Here is a 20,707-nt window from a genome sequence, read left to right on the forward strand (position 1 = left end):
TCATCAAGGATTGCGCCCTGGGGGTCAAGGGGTCGCTGGTTCGAATCCAGTCCACCCGACCAGATATGAGGGGTCGTCGGCAGTGTGCCGACGACCTTTTTTTGCGCCGCGGTGGTCACGCTACGGTCCCCCGTCGCGCCTCCTTGTTGTCCCCTGCTGGGATTCTTCGTGAGGATTGGGCCCTCGCGAGAATTGGGGCAGTTTTTGATGTAAAACGACCTCACGCGGCCACCAGAGGAGCCTGTCCTTCTCGCCAACTGGGAAAACGCTGACAAGAACTTGACTTTCTCGGCAACAATGTCAAAGATGCTCCCCAATCCTGACGTGGAGCTCAATCGCCGATCGCGCGCAAGCTCGCTGGTATACTGGGGCAACTTCCGGCTTCCAGGTAAGGAGCATCATGGCCAAGATCACAGAGGGCAGCGTCGCGTTCAGGGGCTATCAGACCCACTACTGCATCGTCGGCGAGAATGACCCCGGCAGGCTGCCTCTGCTCGTCCTCAACGGCGGGCCCGGCATGCCGCACGACTACATGGAGAGCCTGGACCCGCTGGCCGAGGGCGGCAGGCAGGTCATCTACTACGACCAGATCGGCTGCGGCAGGTCCACGGTGCCCGAGGGCGCCCTGCGCTACGACGCGCAGCTGTTCGTGGAGGAGCTCAAGGTCGTTCGCGAGACCCTGGGCCTCGAGCGTCTCCACATCCTCGGACAGTCGTGGGGCACCGTCCTGATGCTCCTCTACCTGCTGCAAGAGAAGCCCGTGGGCGTCGCCTCCATCGTCGTCTCCTCCGGGCTTCCGAGCGCCAAGCTCTGGATCAGGGAGGCCGGCAAGCTCAAGGGCCTGCTTCCGCCCGAGATGCGCGCGGCCCTCGACGAGGCCGACCGGACCGGCGACTACGACTCCTCCGCAGCCCAGGCCGCCGGTGACGAGTTCTATCGCCGCCACGTCTGCTCGCTGGACCCCAAGGACTGGCCCGAAAGCGTCAAGAGGAGCTTCTCGCAGACGGGCCCCGCTTACCAGGAGATGCAGGGCGCGAGCGAGTTCGTGTTCACCGGCAACCTCAGGACCTACGACGTCGAGGACCAGCTGAAGGACGTCACCCAGCCAGCCCTGGTCATCTCCGGCGAGTTCGACGAGTGCACCCCGCTCATCGCCAAGGAGTTCTACGACCGCCTGCCCAACGCCGAGGAGTGGCTGCTCATCGAGGACGGTACGCACCTGTGCAACGTCGAGTTCCCCGACCTCTACAACGAGACCGTCGAGCGGTTCGTCACCCGCCACGAGTAGGGGCGGCTTTCGCTTCGTCGCGTTTCTCGACCCTCGCTTCTCGGCTCTTGCCGATTGGGGCTACTTCTTGATGTGATACAGGCTCAAGGCGAGATTCGCGGCCTTCTCGTCTGACAAAAGGCCTGTTGGGCGCTGGCGAGAAGGCCATGAGCATCAAAAAAGTGCCCCAATCGGCGAGGGGATCCGCAACGGGGTCCACGACGGGAAGGACCTCTGAGGGCAAGCCGAAGAGGAAAGCCTACGCCAGGGCGCCCTCGAGCTCGGCCACCGTGCAGATCGCGGAGCCGTAGCACCTCTCGCAGTGCTCGAGCGCGAAGTCCTGCGTGCCGCAGAGGAAGGTCATCGTGGCGTCGGAGACCACGACGGAGGCGTAGTTGTTGAAGAAGGCATCGGCCAGGGTGTGCAGGACGCAGATGTTGGTGTCGGCGCCCACGGCGATGACGGTCCTTGTGCCCAGCTCTCGCAGGGTAAGGTCGAGGTCGGTCTGGAAGAAGCCCGAGTAGCGACGCTTGGGGATCACGAGGTCGCCCTGCCCCACCTCGATCTCGCCGAAGATGCGCGTGCGGCCCGCGATGCCGTGCTCGCCCCAGAGATCGAGCTCGTGGTCAAGCCCCCTGACATGCTCGTCGTTGCAGAAGATGACGGGAACGCCCGCCCGGTGGCAGGCTGCCACGGTGCGCGCGACCTGGGCGCGATAGGCCCTCGTGGCCGTGTCCGGGTCGTAGACCCTATCGTCGTCGACGGCCTCGATCGCATCGATGACCAGAAGGGCGCAGACGTCCCTGTCCAGCTGCATGGCTTCCTCCTCGCTTGATGTGGTTCCATGGTAGCCTGAGTGGGCACGCACCCAAGACGAGAGCGAGGCCGTAGCCGTGGATTCCCTTTTCGAGCGCACCTACGAGGTGGTCAGGCAGGTCCCCGAGGGACGGGTCGCGTCCTACGGGCAGGTGGCCCGCATGCTCGGCGAGCCAAGAAAGGCGCGCTTCGTGGGCTTCGCCCTGCACGCGAGCCCCGGCATGGCCGGGGGCGTCCCCTGCCACCGCGTGGTCTTCAAGGATGGCTCGCTCGCGCCCGGCTTCGCCTTCGGCGGGCCGGACGAGCAGCGCCGCCTGCTCGAGGGCGAGGGCGTGAGCTTTCTGCCGAACGGACGAGTGGACATGGATCGCTGCGCCTGGGAGGCGTGAGGAAGCCCCTGCCGCGTGCATCGCGCCCCCCTCCTACTCGATGCCGAGCTCGTCGGAGAGCTCGAGCCACTCGGACTCGAGGTCGTCTATCTCGGACAGGGCGCGGTCGAGCTCGGCCTGGGCGTCCATGAGGGCCGCGTAGTCCGTCGCGGAAACCTCCGCCATCCTCGCGCGCAGCTCGTCGGGCGCTCCCTGGACCTTCTCGAGCCTGCGGCCCACGGCGTCGAAGCGCTTCTTGAGCTCGCGGCGCTCGACGTTGGTGAGGCCGGACGGCTTCGGGGTCGCGCCCGCGTGTGGTGCGGAGACGGGCCTCTCGTCGGCGCCCTCCGCATACTCCTCGAGCAGCCGCAGGTACTCGTCCACGCCGCCGGGCACGTGGCGCACCCGGCCGTCCACGAGGGCGAACTGGTCGTCGGTCACGCGCTCCATGAGGTAGCGGTCGTGGCTCACCAGCAGCAGCGTCCCGGGCCAGCCGTCGAGCAGGTCCTCCATGACGGCGAGCATGTCCGTGTCCAGGTCGTTTCCCGGCTCGTCGAGGACGAGCACGTTGGGCTCGTCGAGGATCACGCAGAGCAGGGCCAGGCGGCGGCGCTGGCCACCGGACAGGTCGCGCACGAAGCTCTGGAGCTCGCGCTGCTCGAAGCCGAGGCCCTCTGCGAGCTGCGTAGGGCTCTGCTCCTTGCCGCCCACGACGTAGCTGCGCCTGTAGCGCGCGAGAACCTCCAGGACGCGCCAGTCCTCCTTCTGGGAGAGGGCGTCGAGATGCTGCGACATCCACCCGAAGCGCACCGAGGCCCCGATCTTGACCGTGCCCGCGGTGGGAGCCAGGCGTCCCGTCATGAGGCGCAGCAGCGTGGACTTTCCGGCCCCGTTGGCGCCGAGGATGCCGTAGCGGTCCCCGGGCCCGATGAGCCAGTCGAGGCCCTCCACGATCGGCGTGGCGTCCGGGTAGGCGAACGTCACGCGGTCCATCTCGATGACCTGCTTGCCCAGCCGGCTCACGGCGAGGCGCCTGAGCTCGAGCGGGTTTCTCAGCGGCGGGTCGTTCGCGATGAGGGCACGGGCGGCGTCGATACGGAACTTCGGCTTGCTCGAGCGGGCCTGGGCGCCGTGGGAGAGCCAGTTGAGCTCCTTGCGTAGGGTGTTCTGGCGGCGCTCCTCGGTGGCGGCCGCCTGACAGTCACGCTCGACGCGCTGCTGCACGTAGGCGGAGTAGCCGCCCTCGAACGGCTCGATCCGACGGTCGTGGACCTCCCACATGCGCTCGCAGACCTCGTCCAGAAACCAGCGGTCATGGGTGACCACGATGAGGGCGCCCTGGCCCTCGGGCCAGCGGGTGCGCAGATGGTCGGCGAGCCACTCGATCGCGCGCAGGTCGAGGTGGTTGGTGGGCTCGTCCATGAGCAGGACGTCGTAGTCGCCCGCGAGCAGGCGTGCCAGGTCGCAGCGGCGGCGCTGACCGCCGGAGAGCTCGCCCACCGGCGCGTCCCAGTCGAGGTCGCCGATGAGCTCGTCCACGATGCGGCGGATGCGCGCGTCGGAGGCCCAGACGTAGTCGGGCACGTCACCCACCACGGCACGGCCCACGGTCGAGTCGTCGTCGAGGGAGTCGCCCTGGCCGAGACAGCCCACGGTGAGGTTGCCGCGCCAGGTGACCGAGCCCGCGTCCGGCTCGAGGAGGTGCCCCGCGATGCGCAGCAGCGTCGACTTGCCGTCGCCGTTTCTGCCCACCACGCCGATGCGGTCGCCCTCGTCGATGCCCATGGACTGGTCAACCAGGACGGGCTTGCCGGGCCACTCGTGGCTCACGCGCTCGAGCCCGATGAGGATGCCCACTAGACCGCCTCCCCTGCCGCCATGCGGCGCAGAAGGGCGATCTCGGCCGCATAGCCCGCGAGGTCGTTGGGGGTCTCCAGGATCATGGGCAGGCCGGCCAGCCGCGGGCTGGTCATGACGGCCGCGAAGGTCGGGGTGCCAAGCGTGCCCAGGCCAATCTTCTCGTGGCGGTCCTTGTGGGCGCCCATGGGGTTCTTGGAGTCGTTCAGGTGCAGGGCGCGAAGGCGCCCGAGGCCGATCACGCGGTCGAACTCGTCGAGCACGCCGTCGAGGTCGGAGGCTATGTCGTAGCCCGCGTCAGAGACGTGGCAGGTGTCCAGGCACACGCCGAGAAGCTCGTCGTGGTCCGTGCCGTCGATGATGCGCGCGAGCTCCTCGAAGCTGCGCCCGACCTCGGTGCCCTTGCCCGCCATGGTCTCAAGCAGGACGGTCGTAGCCTGGCCGGGGTCCAGGACCTCGTTCAGGCCCTGGCAGATGAGGCGGATGCCCTCCTCGGCCCCCTGGCCAACGTGACTGCCGGGGTGGAAGTTGTAGTAGTTTCCCGGCAGGGACTCCAGGCGCTCGAGGTCGCCCGCCATCGCGCGTCGCGCGAAGTCGATGGTCTCGGGCTTCTGGGAGCAGAGGTTCATCGTGTAGGGCGCGTGCGCGACGAGCCGGCCGAAGCCGTGCTCGGACATGAGGGCCCGAAGCCCGTCCACGTCTGCGGGGTCCAGGGCGCGCGCGTTGCCCCCGCGCGGGTTTCTCGTGAAGAAGGCGAAGGTGGTGGCACCGATGGAGACCGCGTCGGCCCCCATGGCCGCGTAGCCGCGCGCCACGGAGAGGTGGCAGCCGAGCGTGGGCACCATAGGGGTCGTGAGGGTCGCGTCGCTCATGCGCGCGCCCCCAGGAGGTCGCGCACGCGGTCGCAGACGAGGTCGGCCACCTGCGCGAGCGGCAGGGTCTCGTGCTGCTCAACACCCGAGGCCGAGACCAGGGCCACGCGGCTCGTGTCGGAGCCAAAGGTGGAGTCGGCGCGCGAGACGTCGTTGGCCACGATGAGGTCGGCGCCCTTGGAGCGCAGCTTCTGGGACGCGTGGGCCAGGAGGTCGTCCGTCTCGGCGGCAAAGCCCACCACCACTCGGTCCCCCTTGCGGGCGCAGAGGTCGGCGAGGATGTCGGCGGTCTGGACGAGCTCGAGGGCGTGGAGCGGCTCCGCGGACTTCTTGAGCTTGTGGTCGGCGGGGGCTGCCGGCGTGTAGTCGGCCACGGCGGCGCAGCACACGGCGGCGTCGGCGTCCTCGAACGCGGCATGGGCGGCGGCGTGCATCTGGGCGGCCGAGACCACGTCCGTGCGCCTGACGCCGGCGGGGGCGCAAAGAGAGGTGGGCCCCGAGACGAGCGTCACCTGAGCCCCGCGCGCGGCAGCGACGGCCGCGATCGCGTAGCCCATCTTGCCGGTCGAGGCGTTGGCGAGATAGCGGACGGGGTCGATCGCCTCGTGGGTGGGCCCGGCGGTGATGACGAGGCGCGCGCCCGCGAGGTCACGCATGCCCGCGCGCCCGAGGGACGCGAGCGCCGCCGCGACGATGTCATCGACGTCGGCGAGCTTGCCCGAGCCCACGTCGCCGCAGGCCAGGCGCCCCGAGACGGGCGTCACCAGGGACACGCCGCGCGCGGCGAGGGTGGCGACGCTGGCCTGGGTCGCCGGGTTCTCCCACATGTGCACGTTCATGGCCGGCGCCACCAGGACGGGGCACGCGGCGGCCAAAAGGGTCGTGGTGAGGCAGTCGTCGGCCACGCCCGCCGCCATCTTGGCCATGACGTTGGCCGTGGCGGGGACGACGAGCGCGAGCTCGGCCCACTCGGCGAGCTCGATGTGCGGGATCGGTGAGCCCGGGTAGGCGTAGAGGTCGTCGGCCACGGGGGCCCCCGAGAGCGCCTCGAAGGTGACCGGCCCCACGAAGCGCTCGGCGTCCGCGCTCATCGTGACCCGCACCTCGCAGCCGGCCTTCTGGAGGCCGCGCAGCACCTCGCAGGCCTTATACGCCGCGATGCCGCCGCAGACGGCCAGAAGGACGCGCCCGCGCTCGGGCTCTGGGGCTCGCTCGCTCATGCGCCCTCGACCCCCTCGGAGGTGACGAGCATGCGATGGCAGTAGGGGCACGTCGTAATCTCGTCGCCGACCATGAGGTCGTGGAACTGGCTCGGCTGGAGCTTGACGCGGCAGACCGTGGGCACGTTGCCGTGGAGCCGCTCGACCGCGAGGCCCCCGAAGCGCTTGCGCGCGACCTCGTAGGAGGCCAAGTGCTCCGACGAGAGGAGCGCTGCCTCGGCGGCGCGCTCGCGGGAGAGCGTCACGATCTGGGCCCTGAGCCCCGCTGATCCCTCGTCGAGCGCCTCCTGGGTGACGGCCGCCTGGGCGTCGAGCTTCTCCAGGGTGAGGCGGGCGTTCTCCTCGGCGCGCTCGAGGCGCCCGAGGCGCTCGCGCAGGGAGGGAAGCGAGAAGGCGCACTTCTCGACGCGCTTGGCGAGCGAGGTGAGCTGCTGCTCGAAGCCCGCGAGCTCGCGATGGGTGAGGGCCTCGGCCTCAGCGGCGAGCTGGACCTCGGCGGTCCTCTCGCGGTAGTGCGCGAGGGCGGCCTCGGCGTCGTCGATGTCGATCTGGGCGTCCTTGCGCTGCCCGACGATCCTGGTGAGCTCGCTCGTGACCTTCTTGCGCGCAAGCGCGATCGTCTTGAGCCTCTTCTGCTGGGGCATCGAGGCGAGCGTCGAGGCGCTCCTGAGGAGCCTCAGATCGAGGTCCTGGAGGTTCATGAGGGCTTCTGCTTCGCTCATTCAGTGTTCTCCTTGGGTCTTTCGGGCGCGCCCGGTCCTGCGCGCGCTGCGGTGGCGTGAAACGATGGCGAGAAGGGCGTCGGCAAAGAGCTCGAGGTCACGGGGATCCACGCGCTCGTCGAACGAGATGCGCAGGGAGCCCAGGGCGCGCCCGCGGGCCATGCCCATCGCGCGCAGCACGTGGCTCGCGTCGAGCGAGCCCGACGAGCAGGCCGATCCGGCGGAGACCTCGAAGCCGGCCTGGTCGAGCTCGAGGATCAGGGTCTCGGAGTCCAGGCCGTCCACGACGACGCTCACGATGCCGGGCAGCCTCCCCGCGTCGACGACGACCGTGGTCGTGGGCGCGATGCCGCTTCCCGTGGCGCAAAGGCGCTCGTAGAGGGCCTGCGCCCGTCCGGCGACGGTGGCGCGGGTCTGGTCGAGCGTGGCGCTCGTGGAGCGCACAACGGCCGCGAAGGCGAGCGCGCCGCGCACGTCCTGGGTGCCCGCGCGACGGCCCAGCTCCTGCCCGCCGCCAAAGCTGAGCGGGCGCAGGGGGAATCGCCCGCGCACGGCGAGTGCGCCCACGCCGACGGGGCCGCCGAGCTTGTGGGCGGCCACGCTCACGGCGTCGGCGCGGGAGAGGTCGAGGGGCACGCGACAGAAGGCCTGGACGGCGTCGGTGTGGAAGAGCGCCCCGGCGTCGTGCGCAACGCGGGCGAGCTCGTCTACGCTCTGCAGGACGCCGGTCTCGTTGTTGGCGGCCATGACCGAGACGAGCGCGCAGTCCTCGTCGACCAGGGCGCGGACGGTCTCGGCGCGCACGACGCCGTCGGAGCCGGGACGGGCGAGCGCGACCTCGAAGCCGCGCTCGCGCAGGGGCCCCACGAGGTCGAGGACCGAGTCATGCTCGATGGCCGAGAGCACGACCGTCCTCCTGCGGGCAGCGCGGGCGCGCGCGCCCTCGGCCAGCCCGATCACGGCGAGGTTGTTCGACTCGGTTCCGCCCGAGGTGAAGGTCACGTCAGCGGGGCGAAAGCCCCCGCCGAGGCAGCGGGCGAGCTCGGCGCGCGCGCCGTCGAGGGCGCGCGCCGCCTCGCGGCCCAGGGTGTGCAGGGAGTTCGGGTTGGCACCGGCCAGAGGCCCCTCCTCGTAGGAGCGCTCGGCCGCGAGCGACTCGGGTCGGGCGGGGGCGGAGGCCGCGTAGTCCAGATAGACGATCTTGTGTGGCACCCGGCTCGCCTAGGCCTTCTTGGCGGTGCCCGTGAGGCCCGCCTTCCTGATGGCCGCGATGGCGGCCGGGCGGTCCTGGACGCCAAAGACGGCGCTGCCCGCCACCAAGACGTTGGCGCCGGCGCACGTGACCTCGGCGGCGTTTCGGGCGGAGATGCCGCCATCGACCTCGATGAGCGGGCGCACACCGTGCTCGTCGCACAGGCGGCGCAGCTGGCGGAGCTTCTTGGTCGACGAGGGGAGGTAGCTCTGGCCGCCGAAGCCCGGGTTCACGGTCATGACGAGGACCATGTCGAGCTCGTCGATGATCGACTCGAGCATGCCCACGGGCGTCGCGGGGTTCAGGGCGATCGAGGCCCTGGCCCCGTGGTCGTGGATGAGGGCGACGAGCCGGTTGGCATGGGCGGTGGCCTCGTACTGGAAGGAGACGAGGTCCGCCCCGGCGTCGAGGTAGCTGGGGAGCATCTCGTCGGGGTTGGAGATCATGAGATGGGCGTCGACGGGCAGCTCGCAGGCACCCTTGACGGCGCGCAGGACGTCCGGGCCAAAGGTCAGGTTGGGCACGAAGTGCCCGTCCATGACATCGAAGTGGACGTAGTCGGCGTCGCGTATGTCGGCGAGCTCGTCAGCGAGGTGCATGAAGTCGGCGGAGAGCACCGAGGGCGCAATCTTGACATCTTCTAGCATCAGTGGTTCTCCTTGTCTTGGAATGCCATTCCGTAGAACTCCTCGCCCGGGCGACGGCCCAAGAGGCCGTCGATGGCGTCGGCGACGGGCAGCCCCTCGTGCAGGACGGCGTTGACCGCCTCGGTGATGGGGGCCGCGACGCGCAGGCCGCGGGCGAGGGCGAGCACGCTCTGGGCGGCGCGCGCGCCCTCGACGACCATGCCGGTGCGCTCCTCGTAGGCGGCGAGGGTCTCACCGGCCACGAGGGCCTCGCCAAAGGTGCGGTTACGCGAGTGCTCCGAGGTGCAGGTGGCCACGAGGTCGCCCATGCCCGCGAGGCCCATCGGGGTGAGCGGGTCGCTGCCCAGGGCCGCCGCGACGCGGCCTATCTCGGCCAGGCCGCGCGTCATGAGGACGGCGAGCGTGTTGTCCCCGGCGCCCAGGCCCGCCGCCACGCCGCAGGCGATGGCGATGACGTTCTTGACCGCGCCGCAGACCTCGACGCCCACGACGTCCTCGCTCACGTAGACCCGAAAGGACGGGCTGACGAGAAGCGCACGCAGGCGCTCGGCCACGTCGGCGTCGCGCGCGGCGAGCACGGCCGCCGCGAGCTTGCCGAGGCAGACCTCCTCGGCGTGGTTGGGCCCCGACAGCACGGCCACGCGCCACGCTCCGCCCAGCTCGGTGGCGGCGACGTCGGCCATGAGTTCGTTGGTGCCGCGCTCGACGCCCTTGGTGAGCACGAGCACGGGAGCCTTCGCGTCCACGAGGGGGGAGATCATGCGGCAGGCGTCGCGCAGGTAGGACGACGGCAGAGCCAAGATGACGGCCTCGGCGCCCTCGAGGGCCTCTGCGGCGTCCGCAGTGGCATGGACGCCGCTCGGCAGCTCGTAGTCCGTGAGGTGGCGCGGGTTTCTCCGCGTGGCTCCTATGGCCTCGGCCACCCGCGCGCTGCGGCACCACAGGCGCACCTCCCCGACCTGCTCCGCGAGCAGCCCCGACAGGGCGGTGCCCCATGAGCCGGACCCTATGACGGCCACGCGCCTGGCAACCTGCGCGCTCATCGACGACCCCCCTCGCCCTTCCCGGCTCCCTCGCCGGACCTGTGAAACGAGAAGCGGTGCTCCTCGCCCCGAGCCAGCTTGCCCACGTTCTCACGGTGCGCCCAGACCACGGCTGCGGCCACGGTCACGACGGGCACGAGCGAGGGGGCGGGAAAGCCAAGGACCGCGCACCAGACGGGCAGCGAGACCGCCGCGGCGAGAGAGCCGAGCGAGACGTAGCGCGTGGGCACCACAAAGACGATGAAGACCGCGAGCAGCCCCACCGCGACGGGCCACCAGAGCCCGAGCGCGGCCCCGAAGCCCACCGCGATGCCCTTCCCGCCATGAAAGTGCAGGTAGGGCGAGAAGACGTGTCCGAGCACGCAGCCGAGGAAGACCACGGACATGCTGCAGCCGAACAGCGTCCGATGGTCGAGGGCGGACACGTCGCCGGCCAGGGCGAAGGCCGCTATGGCGTGGCGCGCCACGAGCATGCAGACCAGGCCCTTGGACACGTCGCACAGAAGGGTCAGGGCGGCGGCCCCCTTGCCCACCGAGCGCGCCACGTTGGTGGTCCCGATGTTGCCCGACCCCGTGCGCCTCACGTCGACGTGGCCCGTGGCGTGCGCGATGATGAGGCCAAACGGTATGCCGCACACGAAGTAGGAGACGAAGGTGAAGACGGCCGTCCAGAGCCCGAGTGCGCTCATCGCTCCCCCCCCTCCGCCTTCTTGCGAAACCTCAGGCGCACCGGCGTGCCCGTGAGGTCGAAGCGCCCGCGCAGCCGGTTCTCGACGAAGCGCTCGAAGTTGTCGTCCACGAGGTCGGGGGCGTTGCACCACACCGATATCTGGGGCGGCTTGGAGCCGGTCTGCGTGGCGTACATCATCTTGAGGCGACGGCCCTTCTCGCTCTTGGTGTAGCCGCTCTCGCGGATCTGGGCGAGAAGGTCGTTGAGCTGGGAGGTCTTGAGCTGGGAGGCGCGCGCCTCGGCGGCCGTCACGGCGAGGCCGAGGACCTTGTCGGTGGCCCGCCCGGTGAGAGCGGAGACGTTGACGGTGGGAATCCAGGAGGCGAAGGAGAGGCGCTGGGCGATCGAGCTCACGACCTCGTCGCGGCCCTGATCGGTCTCGACGAGGTCCCACTTGTTGAGGACCAAGACGACGGCGCAGCCCCGGTCGATGGCCATGCCGGCGACCTTCTGGTCCTGCTCGGTCACGCCCACCGTGGCGTCGACGACGAGCAGGCACACGTCCGAGCGGTCGATGGCCTGAAGGCCCCTCACGAGGCTGTAGTACTCGACGTCCTCGTGCACCTGGGACTTCTTGCGCATGCCCGCCGTGTCCACGAGGCGGATGGGGCGGCCCTTCCACTCGATGAGCGAGTCGATGGAGTCGCGCGTGGTGCCCGCGACGTCCGAGACGATCGAGCGCTTCTTGTTGGCGAGGCGGTTAGCCAAAGAGCTCTTGCCCACGTTGGGCCGGCCGACGATGGCCACGGAGAGCGTGTCGTCGTCCGGCTCGTCGGCGGACTCGGGCAGCGCGGCCACGATCTCGTCGAGGAGGTCTCCCGTGCCGTGGCCGTGGGTCGCGGACAGGGGGCGGGGCTCGCCCACGCCCAGGGCGTAGAAGTCCCACAGGCCGTCGGTCTCGGTCGAGGGGTCGTCCCTCTTGTTGACGACCAGGAAGACGGGCTTATCCTGGCGGCGGACGATGCGGGCGACCTCCTCGTCCTCGTCGGTGACGCCGGTCGAGCCGTCCACCACGAAGACGATGACGTCGGCCTCCTCGCAGGCGATGAGGGCCTGCTCGCGGATGTGCGGGGCAAAGATGTCGGTAGACTTGACGGACTCGATGCCGCCGGTGTCGATGAGGGCGAAGTCGCGGCCGTTCCAGTCCGCGTCGTGGTAGGAGCGGTCGCGCGTGACGCCGCGAGACTCATGGACGATGGCCTCGCGCGTGACCGCGATTCGGTTGACAAGCGTGGACTTTCCGACGTTGGGTCGGCCGACCACGGCGACTACGGGCTTGGGCATGAATACTCCTCGCTATTCCATTGGTGTGAAAAGTCTAGCACGCGCACCCGAGGCGAGAGGGGCGAGAGACCCAGGCAACCCACGGCCCACACCTCGCCTGCGACCCCCGTTCTCCCCTGTAGGGAGCCCATGGCCGCCCTGGGCGGACCGTAGTCGCCGGACGAGAAAAACACGAAGCTCAGGCCCCCACGAGCTCCTCGACGCGCTCGCGCACGGCCTCGATCTGGGAGGCGGGCGTGCTCGCGCCGGCGGTGATGCCGATGGTCTGGGCGCCCTCGAACCAGGAGGCCTCGAGCTCGTCGGCACCCTCGACGTGATGGGTCCTGGGGCAGCGCGCGGCGGATATCTCGGCGAGGCGCGTCGTGTTGGCCGAGATGCGCCCGCCGATCACCACCATGACGTCGGCCTCGCGCGCGAGCTCGTCGGTCGCCTCCTGGTGCCCCGAGGTCGCCTCGCAGATCGTGTTGATCACGCGCACCTCCTCGGCGCGCCCGACGAGCGCCCCCACGACCTCGGCCAGAAGGGCCTGGCGTGCAGTGGTCTGCACGACCACGCCGACCCGGCGCAGCTCCGGCAGGGCGCGGGCCTCGTCGGCCGAACCCACCACCACGGCGCCGGGGGCGTGGGCCAGCGTGGCCTCGACCTCCGGGTGGCCCGCCTCCCCCACGACGACGACCTGGTAGCCCTCGGAGGCGAGGCGCGCGGCGGCCACGTGCGCCTTCTTGACGAAGGGGCACGTGGCGTCCAGGACGCGCGCGCACAGCGCGCGGGCTCGGGCCTCCTCGTCGGGGGAGGTGCCGTGCGTGCGCAGAAGGAGGGTGTCGCCCCTTGCCCCCTCGGGGCTCGAGACGACCGAGACCCCCCTGGCGGCGAGGTCGGCGACCACACGCGGGTTGTGGATGAGTGGGCCCAGCGTGTGGACGCGACCGAGCCCCTCGGCGGCGCCATCGACCATCTCCAGGGCACGCTCCACGCCGTAGCAGGCGCCCGCCTCGCGGGCTATGAGAATCCGGGGCGCCATCGACTCACTCCGTCCCGGGGTGCGCCGCGCGCAGCTCGTCGCGCAGCTCGTAGACGCGTCGCATGCCACGCTCCTCCATCTCGTCGGCCTGCTCCCTGCGCTTGGACGAGGAGAGCTCGGACCACTCGATCGGCTCCCCGACGCGCGCGAAGACGCGCTTCCTGAAGTGCAGGTGACGCGCCCCGATGAGGGCGACGGGCTGGACGGGGGCCTTTGCGAGCTGCGCCATGAGGGCGTAGCCGCCGTGGACCTCGGCCTCGGCGTCGTCGCGCACGCGCGTCCCCTCGGGGTAGATGAGAACGCACTCACCGCGCATGAGGGACGCACGCGCCCTGCGGACGGCCTTCATGTCCGCCGAGCCGCGCGAGACGGGAAAGCCGCCCAGACGCGAGAAGACCCAGGTCGCGGGACGAATCCTGTCAAAGTCCCCCTTGTAGACGGTCCGCACGCTCACGCCGGCTCGGAGCATCGTCGTGACGGCGATCACCGGGTCGAGCATGGACTCGTGGTTCATGATGACCACGCGTCCGCGCGCGTCGTCGAACAGGAGCTCGGCCTCCTCGACCCTCCAGGGCCACAGGAGCTTGGTGAGGCCCCAGAGCAGCCAGACCACGAAGCCGGCGAGTAGCCGTCCCGGCAGCGGGAAGTCGGCCATCGCGGAGTCGTAGTAGTCGTCGTAGGTGTTTCCCGCAAAGGCGCGCAGGGGTTTCGACGGGGCAGCGGGCGCGCTCATGAGCGCTCCTCGGCGGCGCGGACCGCCAGCTCGGGCGAGAGCGCCACGATCTTGTCGACGACCTCCTCGAAGGTGAGGTCCGAGGAGTCGATGCGGCAGGCGTCGTCGGCCGGGCGCAGGGGCGAGGCCTCGCGCGTGGAGTCGTAGGCGTCGCGCCGCACGAGGTCGGCGAGGACCCTCCTCTCCTCCTCGGCGTCGGCGACGGCACCGGCGTCCTCGGCGAGGTTTCTGCCCGTGCGCTGCACGGCGCGCCTCCTGGCGCGCGCCTCGGGGCTCGCCGTGAGGAAGACCTTGACGTCGGCGGCGGGAAACACCACGGTCCCGATGTCGCGACCCTCAGCCACCACGTCGCCGTGCGCGCCGGCCCGGCGCTGCAGGGCAACCATGACCTCGCGCACCTCCGGCACAGCCGAGACCCGGGAGACGGCGCGCTCCACCTCGGGCGTGCGGATGGCGGCCGTGACGTCGGCCCCGTTGGCGCGCACGGTCTGCGAGCCGTCGGCGGCGTCGCCGAACTCTATGTCTATGGCGCGCGCGGCCTCGGCGACCGCCGCCTCGTCGGCAGGGTCCACGCCGCGCTCGAGGCAGACCAGGGCGACGCTGCGATACATCGCCCCGGTGTCGAGGTAGGTGAGGCCGCAGCGCCGGGCCACGGCGCGCGCGACGGAAGACTTGCCCGATCCGGAGGGACCGTCCAGGGCGACGATCATGAGAGCTCCCCTCTTCCCGCGCCCCATATGTCGCGGGTGTCGTATTCGTTGGGCTGAGTGGCGTGGGCGACGACCTCCTCGGGCGACAGGTTGAAGCCGCCCAGGGCGAAGGTGGACCCGTCGCAGGTGAAGTAGAGCGAGGAGACGTTCAGGATGTGCATGTCCCAGAAGCGCGAGGTCGGGATGGCGTAGGCCGTCGCCATGAGCATGCGCAGGTAGCCGCCGTGCGTGACGCAGGCGGTCCTGCCCTCCAGGGGGCGCAGCAGGTCGAGGACGCGCCGCGCGCGCTCGCGCAGGTGCTCGAAGGACTCGGCGCCCGCGGGAGGCTGCGAGCGGCCGGACGCGTCGACGGGCCAGGGAAAGCGCAGGCCCTCGTCTTGGGCGGTCCGCACCTTCTTGCCCTCGAGGGGGCCGAAGTCGAGCTCGAGGAGGTCGTCCAGGGGCGTGCACTCCACCTCGAGCCTGTCGGCGGCCCTCTCGGCGAGGACGCGCGCCCGGGAGAGCGGCGAGCAGTAGATGCGCGCGGGCGAGAAGGCCACGAGCGCATCGACGCCGCGCTCGCGCTGCCGCTCCCCGTGGGGGGTCAGGGGCACCTCGAGCCGGCCCGAGAAGAAGTGCTCCGTGTTGGAGACCGTCTCGGGGTGCCTCATGAAGAGCACCCGCTGCCTCACCTGGTCTCCTGGCATGCCGCTCATTGCCTCTCCCCTCTTGCGCAGAGCCCCTCGAGGGCCCTGACCTCGTTGTCGTTAAGCGTTCGATAGTTCCCCTCGGCCACGTCGGACAGCGCGAGGGGGCCGAAGGAGTCTCGGTGCAGGCGCAGCACCCTATGGCCCACCGCCATGAGCATCTTCTTGACCTGGTGCTTGCGGCCCTCGTGAATCGTGAGCCCCACGACGGCGTTGGGCTCGCCGGCGCCCGTGCGCCCGGGGCCGCGGGGCGCCACGAGCGAGAAGAGCGGGTCGGACGCGTCGAGGAGCTCGGCCTCGGCGGGGGCGGCGGGGCCGTCCTCGAGCGTGACGCCTGCCCTGAGACGTTCGAGGCCGCGCTCGTCGGGCGTGCCCGAGACGAGCGCGACGTAGTGCTTGCTCACGTGACGCGAGGGATGCAGGAGCTCCTGCCCCACGTCCCCGTTGGTCGTGAAGAGCAGGAGCCCCGTCGTGTCCAGGTCAAGCCGGCCCACCGGGAACAGCCCCGGGTGCGCGCGCGTGGGCACGAGCTCGGCCACGCAGGGCCGTCCCTGGGGGTCGCTCATCGTGGTGAGGTAGCCCGCCGGCTTGTAGAGCATGAGGTAGCAGGGCCGCTCCTCGATCGTGCAGGCGCGCCCGTCGACCGTGACCAGGTCGCGCGCGGGGTCGACCTTGCTGCCGAGCTCGCTCACGACCTCCCCGTTCACCCGCACGCGCCCCTCGCTCATGAGCCGCTCGGACCCGCGCCGGCTCGCCACGCCCGCGCGGGCGAGGTAGCGCTGCAGGCGCATGGGGTACCGACCGTCCGGGCGCACGGGATCGCTCATCGCTGCCCCTCCGCAGACGGGCCGTCCTGCGCGGGGGCGCCAGCGACGTCGTCGCCCTCGAAGTCCTCGCCCATGAGCTCGCGCTCGTCGTCCATGTCGGCGGCCGCCTCCTCGAGGGTCGAGGAGAGCGAGCGGCCGGACAGGCGCTCGCGGATGAAGCGTCGCGACTCCTCGTCGGGGGCGAAGTCCTCCAGGGGCGGCAGCTCGGAGAGGCCCTTGAGGCCGAAGCGCTCGAGGAACTGCCGCGTGGTGCCGTAGAGGACCGCCTGGCCGCGCTCGGCGTCGCGGCCCGCCTCGCGCACGAGCCCCTTCTCCCTGAGCGAGCCGATAACCCCGTCCGAGTTTACGCCGCGGATCGCGCGGACCCCCTCGCGCGTGACCGGCTGGTGGTAGGCGATGACGGCGAGCGTCTCGAGGGCGGCCTGCGAGAGCCGTCGCGTGTCCCAGGACACAACGTAGTCGGCCACCTGGTCATGGTAGGCGGGGTGCGTGAAGAGGCGCCACCCGCCGGCCACCTCGCGCAGCTGGAAGCCGCGGTTGGCGTCGGAGTACTCGGCCGCGAGCTCGGCCAGGGCCCCGGCCACCTCGCCGGGGGCCGCTCCCGTGGCCCGCGCCAGGTCCGTGGCCGCCACCGCGTCGTCGGAGACGAGCAGAAGCGCCTCGAGCAGCCCCCTGAGCGAGCCCGATTCGATGCGTTCGAGGTCATGCACGAGCGTCTCCCCCCTCTTCGTAGTCCTCGTCGAGCTCGGCGAGGACGGACTCGTCAAGCTCGTAGGCGGGCGCGCCCGCCACGTGCGTGAGCTCCATCTCGCCGAACGCCTCGTCCTGCCTCACGCTCACCAGGCCGCGCTTGAAGAGCTCGAGGACGGCCAGGAAGTGGGCGACCACGAGCTCGGGCGCGTCTTGTCCGTCGAGGAGCTCCGAGAAGGTGGCGGTGCCGCGGGTGCGCACGAGGCGATCCACCGAGGCGATGGTGAGCGCCACCGGAAGGCGCCGTGGGGCGATGTGCTCGGCCTCGAGCAGGACCGTCTCGCGCCGGGCGTCGAGGTCGGCGCAGATGACGGCGAGGCTGCGCAGGGTGATCCCCTCGAGGTAGTCGGGCATGAGGCCCAGAAACTCCGGGTCGGGGCCCACGGTGCGCGCCGTCATGCGCCCCTCGGCTGTAAGGCGCGCCCCCAGGGCCGCGCCCGCCCCCCTGAACTGCTTGTAGGCAACGAGCCGGGCGATGAGGACCTCGCGTGCCTCGTCGGCGGAGAGCCCCTCGAGGTCGTCGTCCTCGTCGTCGAGGTCGCGCGCGGCCTGGGACGGCTCGTCGGGGACGAGGGAGGCGGCCTTGATCTCGAGCAGCGTCGAGGCGACGAGGACGAAGTCGCTCGCCACGTCGAGGTCGAGGTCGGCCATGCGCTCGACCTCCTCAAGGTACTGGTTAGCGACCTCGGAGACCGAGATGGACCCGATGGTGACCTTCTGCCTGGTCACGAGCTGGAGCAGGAGGTCAAAGGGCCCCGACCAGCTCTGTGTGCGCACGCGGTAGGACATGGACTATCCCACCAGGCCCATCAGAAGGCCAAAGAGCGATCCGGCCGTAGCGTCGAGGTAGGCGCCGAGCGGGTCCACCCCCAGGAAGGTGGGCAGCACGTACAGGGCGACGATGAGCAGGACCATGGCGTACTGCTGCAGCTCGTAGTACTTCCTTCTCGCCTCTCCCATGAGGAAGAACAGCACCGCCTTCGAGCCGTCGAGCGGCGGCAGGGGAATCAGGTTGAAGAAGCAGAGCACGAGGTTCACCGAGACGTACGTCGTGAGGATCCTGAGGACCCAGGAGAACGCGACGGGCGCCATGGCGCCCGAGGAGACGGCAGGGACCCCCCAGTCCCACGCGAGCGCGACGAGGGCCGTGCCCGCGAGCGCCTGCAGGAGGTTGGACGCGGGACCGGCGAGCGCCACGAGGAGCTCGTCGCGGCGGGGGTGCGCGAGGCGATTGGGGTTGTACGGGACCGGCTTGGCGAAGGCGAAGACGGGACCGCCCACGATCGCCATGATGAGCGGCAGCGCCACCGAGCCGAATCCGTCGAGGTGGGCGCGGGGGTCGAGCGTGAGGCGACCGGCGTCTCTGGCCGTGGTGTCCCCGCAGCGCAGGGCCACCCAGCCGTGGGCGACCTCGTGGATGATCGCGGAGACCATGACGAGCGCGACGGTGAGGACGATCGATATGAGGCGGTCTGTGGAATACAAGCGGGGCTCCCCTCTCGCGGCGTCAGCGCAGCGAGGCAGCGATGCGGCAGAAGATCCAGTCGAGCACGATAAGGACGAGGGCCACCAGGGCGAAGTCGCCCCGGAAGGCGCCGCCGACAAAGGTCGGGAACACGAAGAGCCCCCGGACAAGGGCCGGTATGAGCTGCGAGACGACCTCGTTGACCGCCAGGAGCCAGCCGCGCGACCAGCCAGCGAGAAGCGCGTCGGCCGCGACGAGCGCCGCGAGCGCCCAGGAGAGCGCGCGAGAGATCACGGCGAGGGCGCCCAGCGCGTGCGAGGCCCACGGGCTACGCATCGCGCTCGGCCTCCTCCAGCTGTTCGGAGAGCTCGAGCCACTCCTGCTCGAGCGCGGGGATCTTCTTGGACAGGGCGTTGTACTCGGCCAGGCAGGCGTCGAAGCGCTTGGCGTCGTTGTAGAGGCCCTCGTCGGCCATGAGGGACACGAGCTCGTCGTAGCGGCCCCTCGCCGGCTCGAGCGCGGACTCGACCTCCTTCAGACGGTTGCGCTCGCGCTTGAGCGCGCGGTTCTTGCGGTTGCGCCTCTCGGCCTCGGCGCGACGCTGCTCGCGCGTCTTGACGTTGCGGCCGGCGGGTTCCGTCGTAGCCTCGGCGCGGGGACCAGGGACGGGTGCCGGGGCACCTGCGTCGGTCGGCCGCGCGCCCGCGGCCTCGAGCTCGGCGCGCTTGAAGAGGTAGTAGTCGTAGTCGCCCTCGTAGACGTTCACCCGGTGATCGCGGACGTCAACGACCTTGTTGGCCACGGCGTGCACGAGGTGCTCGTCGTGCGAGATGACCACGATCGTACCCGGGAAGTCCACGAGGGCGCGCTCGAGCACGTCGACCGAGTCTATGTCGAGGTGGTTGGTCGGCTCGTCGAGCATGAGCAGCGGATCCGGGGAGACGAGCATCTTGGCCAGTGCGAGTCGTGCCCGCTCGCCGCCCGAGAGCACGCTCACGCGCTTGTCGACGTCGTCGCCGTGGAACAGGAACGCCCCGAGCAGGCGCCTCTCCTCGGAGGTGCTCCAGCCGGGCGCCGCGCTGTCCATCTCGGCCATGACGGTATTGGCCTCGTTGAGCTCCTCGAGCTGATGCTGGGCGTAGTAGGCCTGCGTCACGTTCTGGCCCAGGGTGACGGTGCCGTCGTCAGGCGCGAGCTTGCCGTTCACGAGCTTCATGAGCGTGGACTTGCCCGCACCGTTGGGGCCCACGAGCGCCACGTGGTCTCCGCGATAGAGGGTGAGGTCGACGTCGGAGTAGACGTGGTTGTCGCCGAACGACTTGGAGACCCCCTCGAGGCGGATGACCATGTCGCCGGTGCGGGGCGGCTCGGGAAAGCGGAAGTGGACGCGTTTGGAGCTCTCGGGCAGGACCACGAGCTCCTCGCGGACGCGCTCGAGCTTCTTCACGCGCTCCTGGACCTGGCGCGCCTTGGTGGGCTTGTAGCGGAAGCGCTCGACGAAGGTCTCCATGTGGGCGATGTCGCGCTCCTGGGCGGCGCGCTTGGCGCGCAGCTGCTCGAGGTTGTCCTCGCGCTGGCGCAGGTAGCCCACGTAGTTTCCCGTGTAGGTCTTGAGGCTGCGGTTCTCGAGGGCGGCCACGTGGGAGACGCAGGCGTCCATGAAGGCGCGGTCGTGCGAGACGAGAAGGACCGCGCCGTCGTAGCCGGCGAGGAACTGCTCGAGCCACTTGACGCTCTCGAGGTCGAGGTGGTTGGTCGGCTCATCGAGGAGCAGCAGGTCGGGATGGCGCAGGAGGAGCTTGGAGAGGGCAATGCGCATCTGCCAGCCTCCCGAGAAGTCCCGCGCGGGCTTGTCGAAGTCCTCGACGGGAAAGCCCAGCCCGGCGAGGATGGCGCGCGCGCGGCTCTCGAGCTCGTAGCCGCCGAGCCGCTCGAAGCGGTCCTGGGCGCGGCCGTAGCGCTCGAGCAGGGCGTCGAGCTCGTCTCCGGGGGGCGTGCTCGAGATCTTGCGCTCCAGCTCCGTGACCTGGCGCTCGACCTCCTTGACCTCGTGGGCCGAGTCGACGACCTCGGCGAGGGCGGACTTGGAGCCGGCGAGCGTGGCCTCCTGCTCGAGGTAGCCGATGGTGGCGTCGCGCGCGAAGCTCACGCTGCCCTCGTCGGCGGACTCGAGGCCCATGATAATCTTGAGCAGCGTCGTCTTCCCGGAGCCGTTGGGCCCCACGAGCGCCCAGCGCTCCCCGGCGTTGAGCTGCAGCGTGGCGGCCACGTACAGGACGCGGCCCCCGAAGGACTTCGTGATCTTGTCTGCGAGTGCTATCAAGGCGTTTCGTTTCTGCTCGTGTTCCAAACGCTCACCAGTATAGGGGTTGCGCCGGGGCTGTCCAAAAACTACGCGAGAAGCCCCTGCCTCATGCGGCCGGGCGGTCCGCTCGAC

22 protein-coding genes are annotated in these 20,707 nt (G+C 70.4%); 2 read left to right on the forward strand and 20 right to left on the reverse strand.

Translation table 11 applies throughout. The features are described from left to right. Positions 1–400: 400 nt before the first annotated feature. Positions 401–1,288, forward strand: a complete 888-nt coding sequence (locus tag INP52_RS05095) for a proline iminopeptidase-family hydrolase (RefSeq protein ID WP_194369629.1) — start codon at positions 401–403, stop codon at positions 1,286–1,288. A gap of 238 nt (positions 1,289–1,526) precedes the next feature. Here the strand turns inward: INP52_RS05095 and INP52_RS05100 are convergent, their stop codons facing one another. Beyond that, on the reverse strand, positions 1,527–2,084 hold the full coding sequence (locus tag INP52_RS05100; protein WP_194369631.1) for a cysteine hydrolase family protein: 558 nt from the start codon (positions 2,082–2,084) through the stop codon (positions 1,527–1,529). A gap of 76 nt (positions 2,085–2,160) precedes the next feature. Here INP52_RS05100 and INP52_RS05105 point away from each other — a divergent pair, with 76 nt between their 5' ends. Beyond that, positions 2,161–2,472: an MGMT family protein gene (locus tag INP52_RS05105; RefSeq protein ID WP_194369633.1), complete on the forward strand. Its 312-nt coding sequence runs from the start codon at positions 2,161–2,163 to the stop codon at positions 2,470–2,472. A gap of 33 nt (positions 2,473–2,505) precedes the next feature. On the opposite strand, the gene INP52_RS05110 is transcribed toward INP52_RS05105, so the two are convergent. The 19 genes from INP52_RS05110 to INP52_RS05195 form a co-directional block, all read right to left on the reverse strand. Next, positions 2,506–4,308, reverse strand: coding sequence for an ABC-F family ATP-binding cassette domain-containing protein (locus tag INP52_RS05110; protein ID WP_194369635.1), 1,803 nt, complete (start codon positions 4,306–4,308; stop codon positions 2,506–2,508). Beyond that, complete coding sequence (locus tag INP52_RS05115; protein WP_269747160.1) at positions 4,308–5,180, reverse strand: deoxyribonuclease IV; 873 nt, start codon at positions 5,178–5,180, stop codon at positions 4,308–4,310. The genes INP52_RS05110 and INP52_RS05115 overlap by 1 nt, the downstream gene beginning before the upstream one ends. Continuing rightward, a complete protein-coding gene (coaBC, locus tag INP52_RS05120; RefSeq protein ID WP_194369638.1) occupies positions 5,177–6,400 on the reverse strand; it encodes a bifunctional phosphopantothenoylcysteine decarboxylase/phosphopantothenate--cysteine ligase CoaBC in 1,224 nt (407 codons plus the stop codon). Before coaBC ends, INP52_RS05115 begins: the two co-directional genes overlap by 4 nt. Continuing rightward, positions 6,397–7,122: a zinc ribbon domain-containing protein gene (locus INP52_RS05125; RefSeq protein ID WP_194369640.1), complete on the reverse strand. Its 726-nt coding sequence runs from the start codon at positions 7,120–7,122 to the stop codon at positions 6,397–6,399. The genes coaBC and INP52_RS05125 overlap by 4 nt, the downstream gene beginning before the upstream one ends. Further along, a complete protein-coding gene (locus INP52_RS05130; protein ID WP_194369642.1) occupies positions 7,123–8,334 on the reverse strand; it encodes a cysteine desulfurase family protein in 1,212 nt (403 codons plus the stop codon). 9 nt (positions 8,335–8,343) lie between these two features. Beyond that, positions 8,344–9,021: a ribulose-phosphate 3-epimerase gene (rpe, locus tag INP52_RS05135; protein WP_194369644.1), complete on the reverse strand. Its 678-nt coding sequence runs from the start codon at positions 9,019–9,021 to the stop codon at positions 8,344–8,346. Continuing rightward, a complete protein-coding gene (locus tag INP52_RS05140; RefSeq protein WP_194369646.1) occupies positions 9,021–10,064 on the reverse strand; it encodes an NAD(P)H-dependent glycerol-3-phosphate dehydrogenase in 1,044 nt (347 codons plus the stop codon). The genes rpe and INP52_RS05140 overlap by 1 nt, the downstream gene beginning before the upstream one ends. After that, the gene (locus INP52_RS05145; RefSeq protein WP_194369648.1) at positions 10,061–10,753 is read right to left on the reverse strand and encodes a glycerol-3-phosphate acyltransferase; all 693 of its coding nucleotides are present in this window, start codon (positions 10,751–10,753) and stop codon (positions 10,061–10,063) included. The genes INP52_RS05140 and INP52_RS05145 overlap by 4 nt, the downstream gene beginning before the upstream one ends. Further along, positions 10,750–12,078, reverse strand: coding sequence for a ribosome biogenesis GTPase Der (der, locus tag INP52_RS05150; RefSeq protein WP_194369650.1), 1,329 nt, complete (start codon positions 12,076–12,078; stop codon positions 10,750–10,752). The genes INP52_RS05145 and der overlap by 4 nt, the downstream gene beginning before the upstream one ends. A 178-nt stretch (positions 12,079–12,256) precedes the next feature. After that, complete coding sequence (gene ispH, locus INP52_RS05155; protein WP_194369652.1) at positions 12,257–13,099, reverse strand: 4-hydroxy-3-methylbut-2-enyl diphosphate reductase; 843 nt, start codon at positions 13,097–13,099, stop codon at positions 12,257–12,259. A 4-nt stretch (positions 13,100–13,103) separates the two neighbouring features. Further along, positions 13,104–13,832: a lysophospholipid acyltransferase family protein gene (locus INP52_RS09910; protein ID WP_228478262.1), complete on the reverse strand. Its 729-nt coding sequence runs from the start codon at positions 13,830–13,832 to the stop codon at positions 13,104–13,106. Next, entirely contained in the window at positions 13,829–14,542 is a 714-nt protein-coding gene (gene cmk, locus INP52_RS09915; protein ID WP_232364348.1) for a (d)CMP kinase, read from the reverse strand. The genes INP52_RS09910 and cmk overlap by 4 nt, the downstream gene beginning before the upstream one ends. Then, positions 14,539–15,237 (reverse strand): histidine phosphatase family protein, encoded by a 699-nt coding sequence (locus tag INP52_RS05165; RefSeq protein ID WP_194369654.1) that lies wholly within the window; start codon positions 15,235–15,237, stop codon positions 14,539–14,541. The genes cmk and INP52_RS05165 overlap by 4 nt, the downstream gene beginning before the upstream one ends. After that, on the reverse strand, positions 15,234–16,055 hold the full coding sequence (locus INP52_RS05170; protein ID WP_194369656.1) for a pseudouridine synthase: 822 nt from the start codon (positions 16,053–16,055) through the stop codon (positions 15,234–15,236). The genes INP52_RS05165 and INP52_RS05170 overlap by 4 nt, the downstream gene beginning before the upstream one ends. Continuing rightward, positions 16,052–16,765 carry an SMC-Scp complex subunit ScpB gene (scpB, locus tag INP52_RS05175; protein ID WP_194369658.1) on the reverse strand — a complete coding sequence of 238 codons (714 nt, stop codon included), beginning with the start codon at positions 16,763–16,765 and terminating at the stop codon, positions 16,052–16,054. The genes INP52_RS05170 and scpB overlap by 4 nt, the downstream gene beginning before the upstream one ends. Continuing rightward, positions 16,758–17,594 (reverse strand): segregation and condensation protein A, encoded by an 837-nt coding sequence (locus INP52_RS05180; RefSeq protein WP_194369660.1) that lies wholly within the window; start codon positions 17,592–17,594, stop codon positions 16,758–16,760. Before INP52_RS05180 ends, scpB begins: the two co-directional genes overlap by 8 nt. Before the next feature lie 3 nt (positions 17,595–17,597). Continuing rightward, positions 17,598–18,290, reverse strand: coding sequence for a site-2 protease family protein (locus tag INP52_RS05185; protein WP_228478264.1), 693 nt, complete (start codon positions 18,288–18,290; stop codon positions 17,598–17,600). 22 nt (positions 18,291–18,312) lie between these two features. Beyond that, positions 18,313–18,606, reverse strand: coding sequence for a hypothetical protein (locus tag INP52_RS05190; RefSeq protein ID WP_194369662.1), 294 nt, complete (start codon positions 18,604–18,606; stop codon positions 18,313–18,315). Further along, complete coding sequence (locus tag INP52_RS05195; RefSeq protein WP_194369664.1) at positions 18,599–20,593, reverse strand: ABC-F family ATP-binding cassette domain-containing protein; 1,995 nt, start codon at positions 20,591–20,593, stop codon at positions 18,599–18,601. The genes INP52_RS05190 and INP52_RS05195 overlap by 8 nt, the downstream gene beginning before the upstream one ends. Positions 20,594–20,707 lie beyond the last annotated feature (114 nt).

This window comes from Thermophilibacter immobilis, assembly GCF_015277515.1.
Classification (GTDB): Bacteria; Actinomycetota; Coriobacteriia; order Coriobacteriales; family Atopobiaceae; genus Thermophilibacter; species Thermophilibacter immobilis.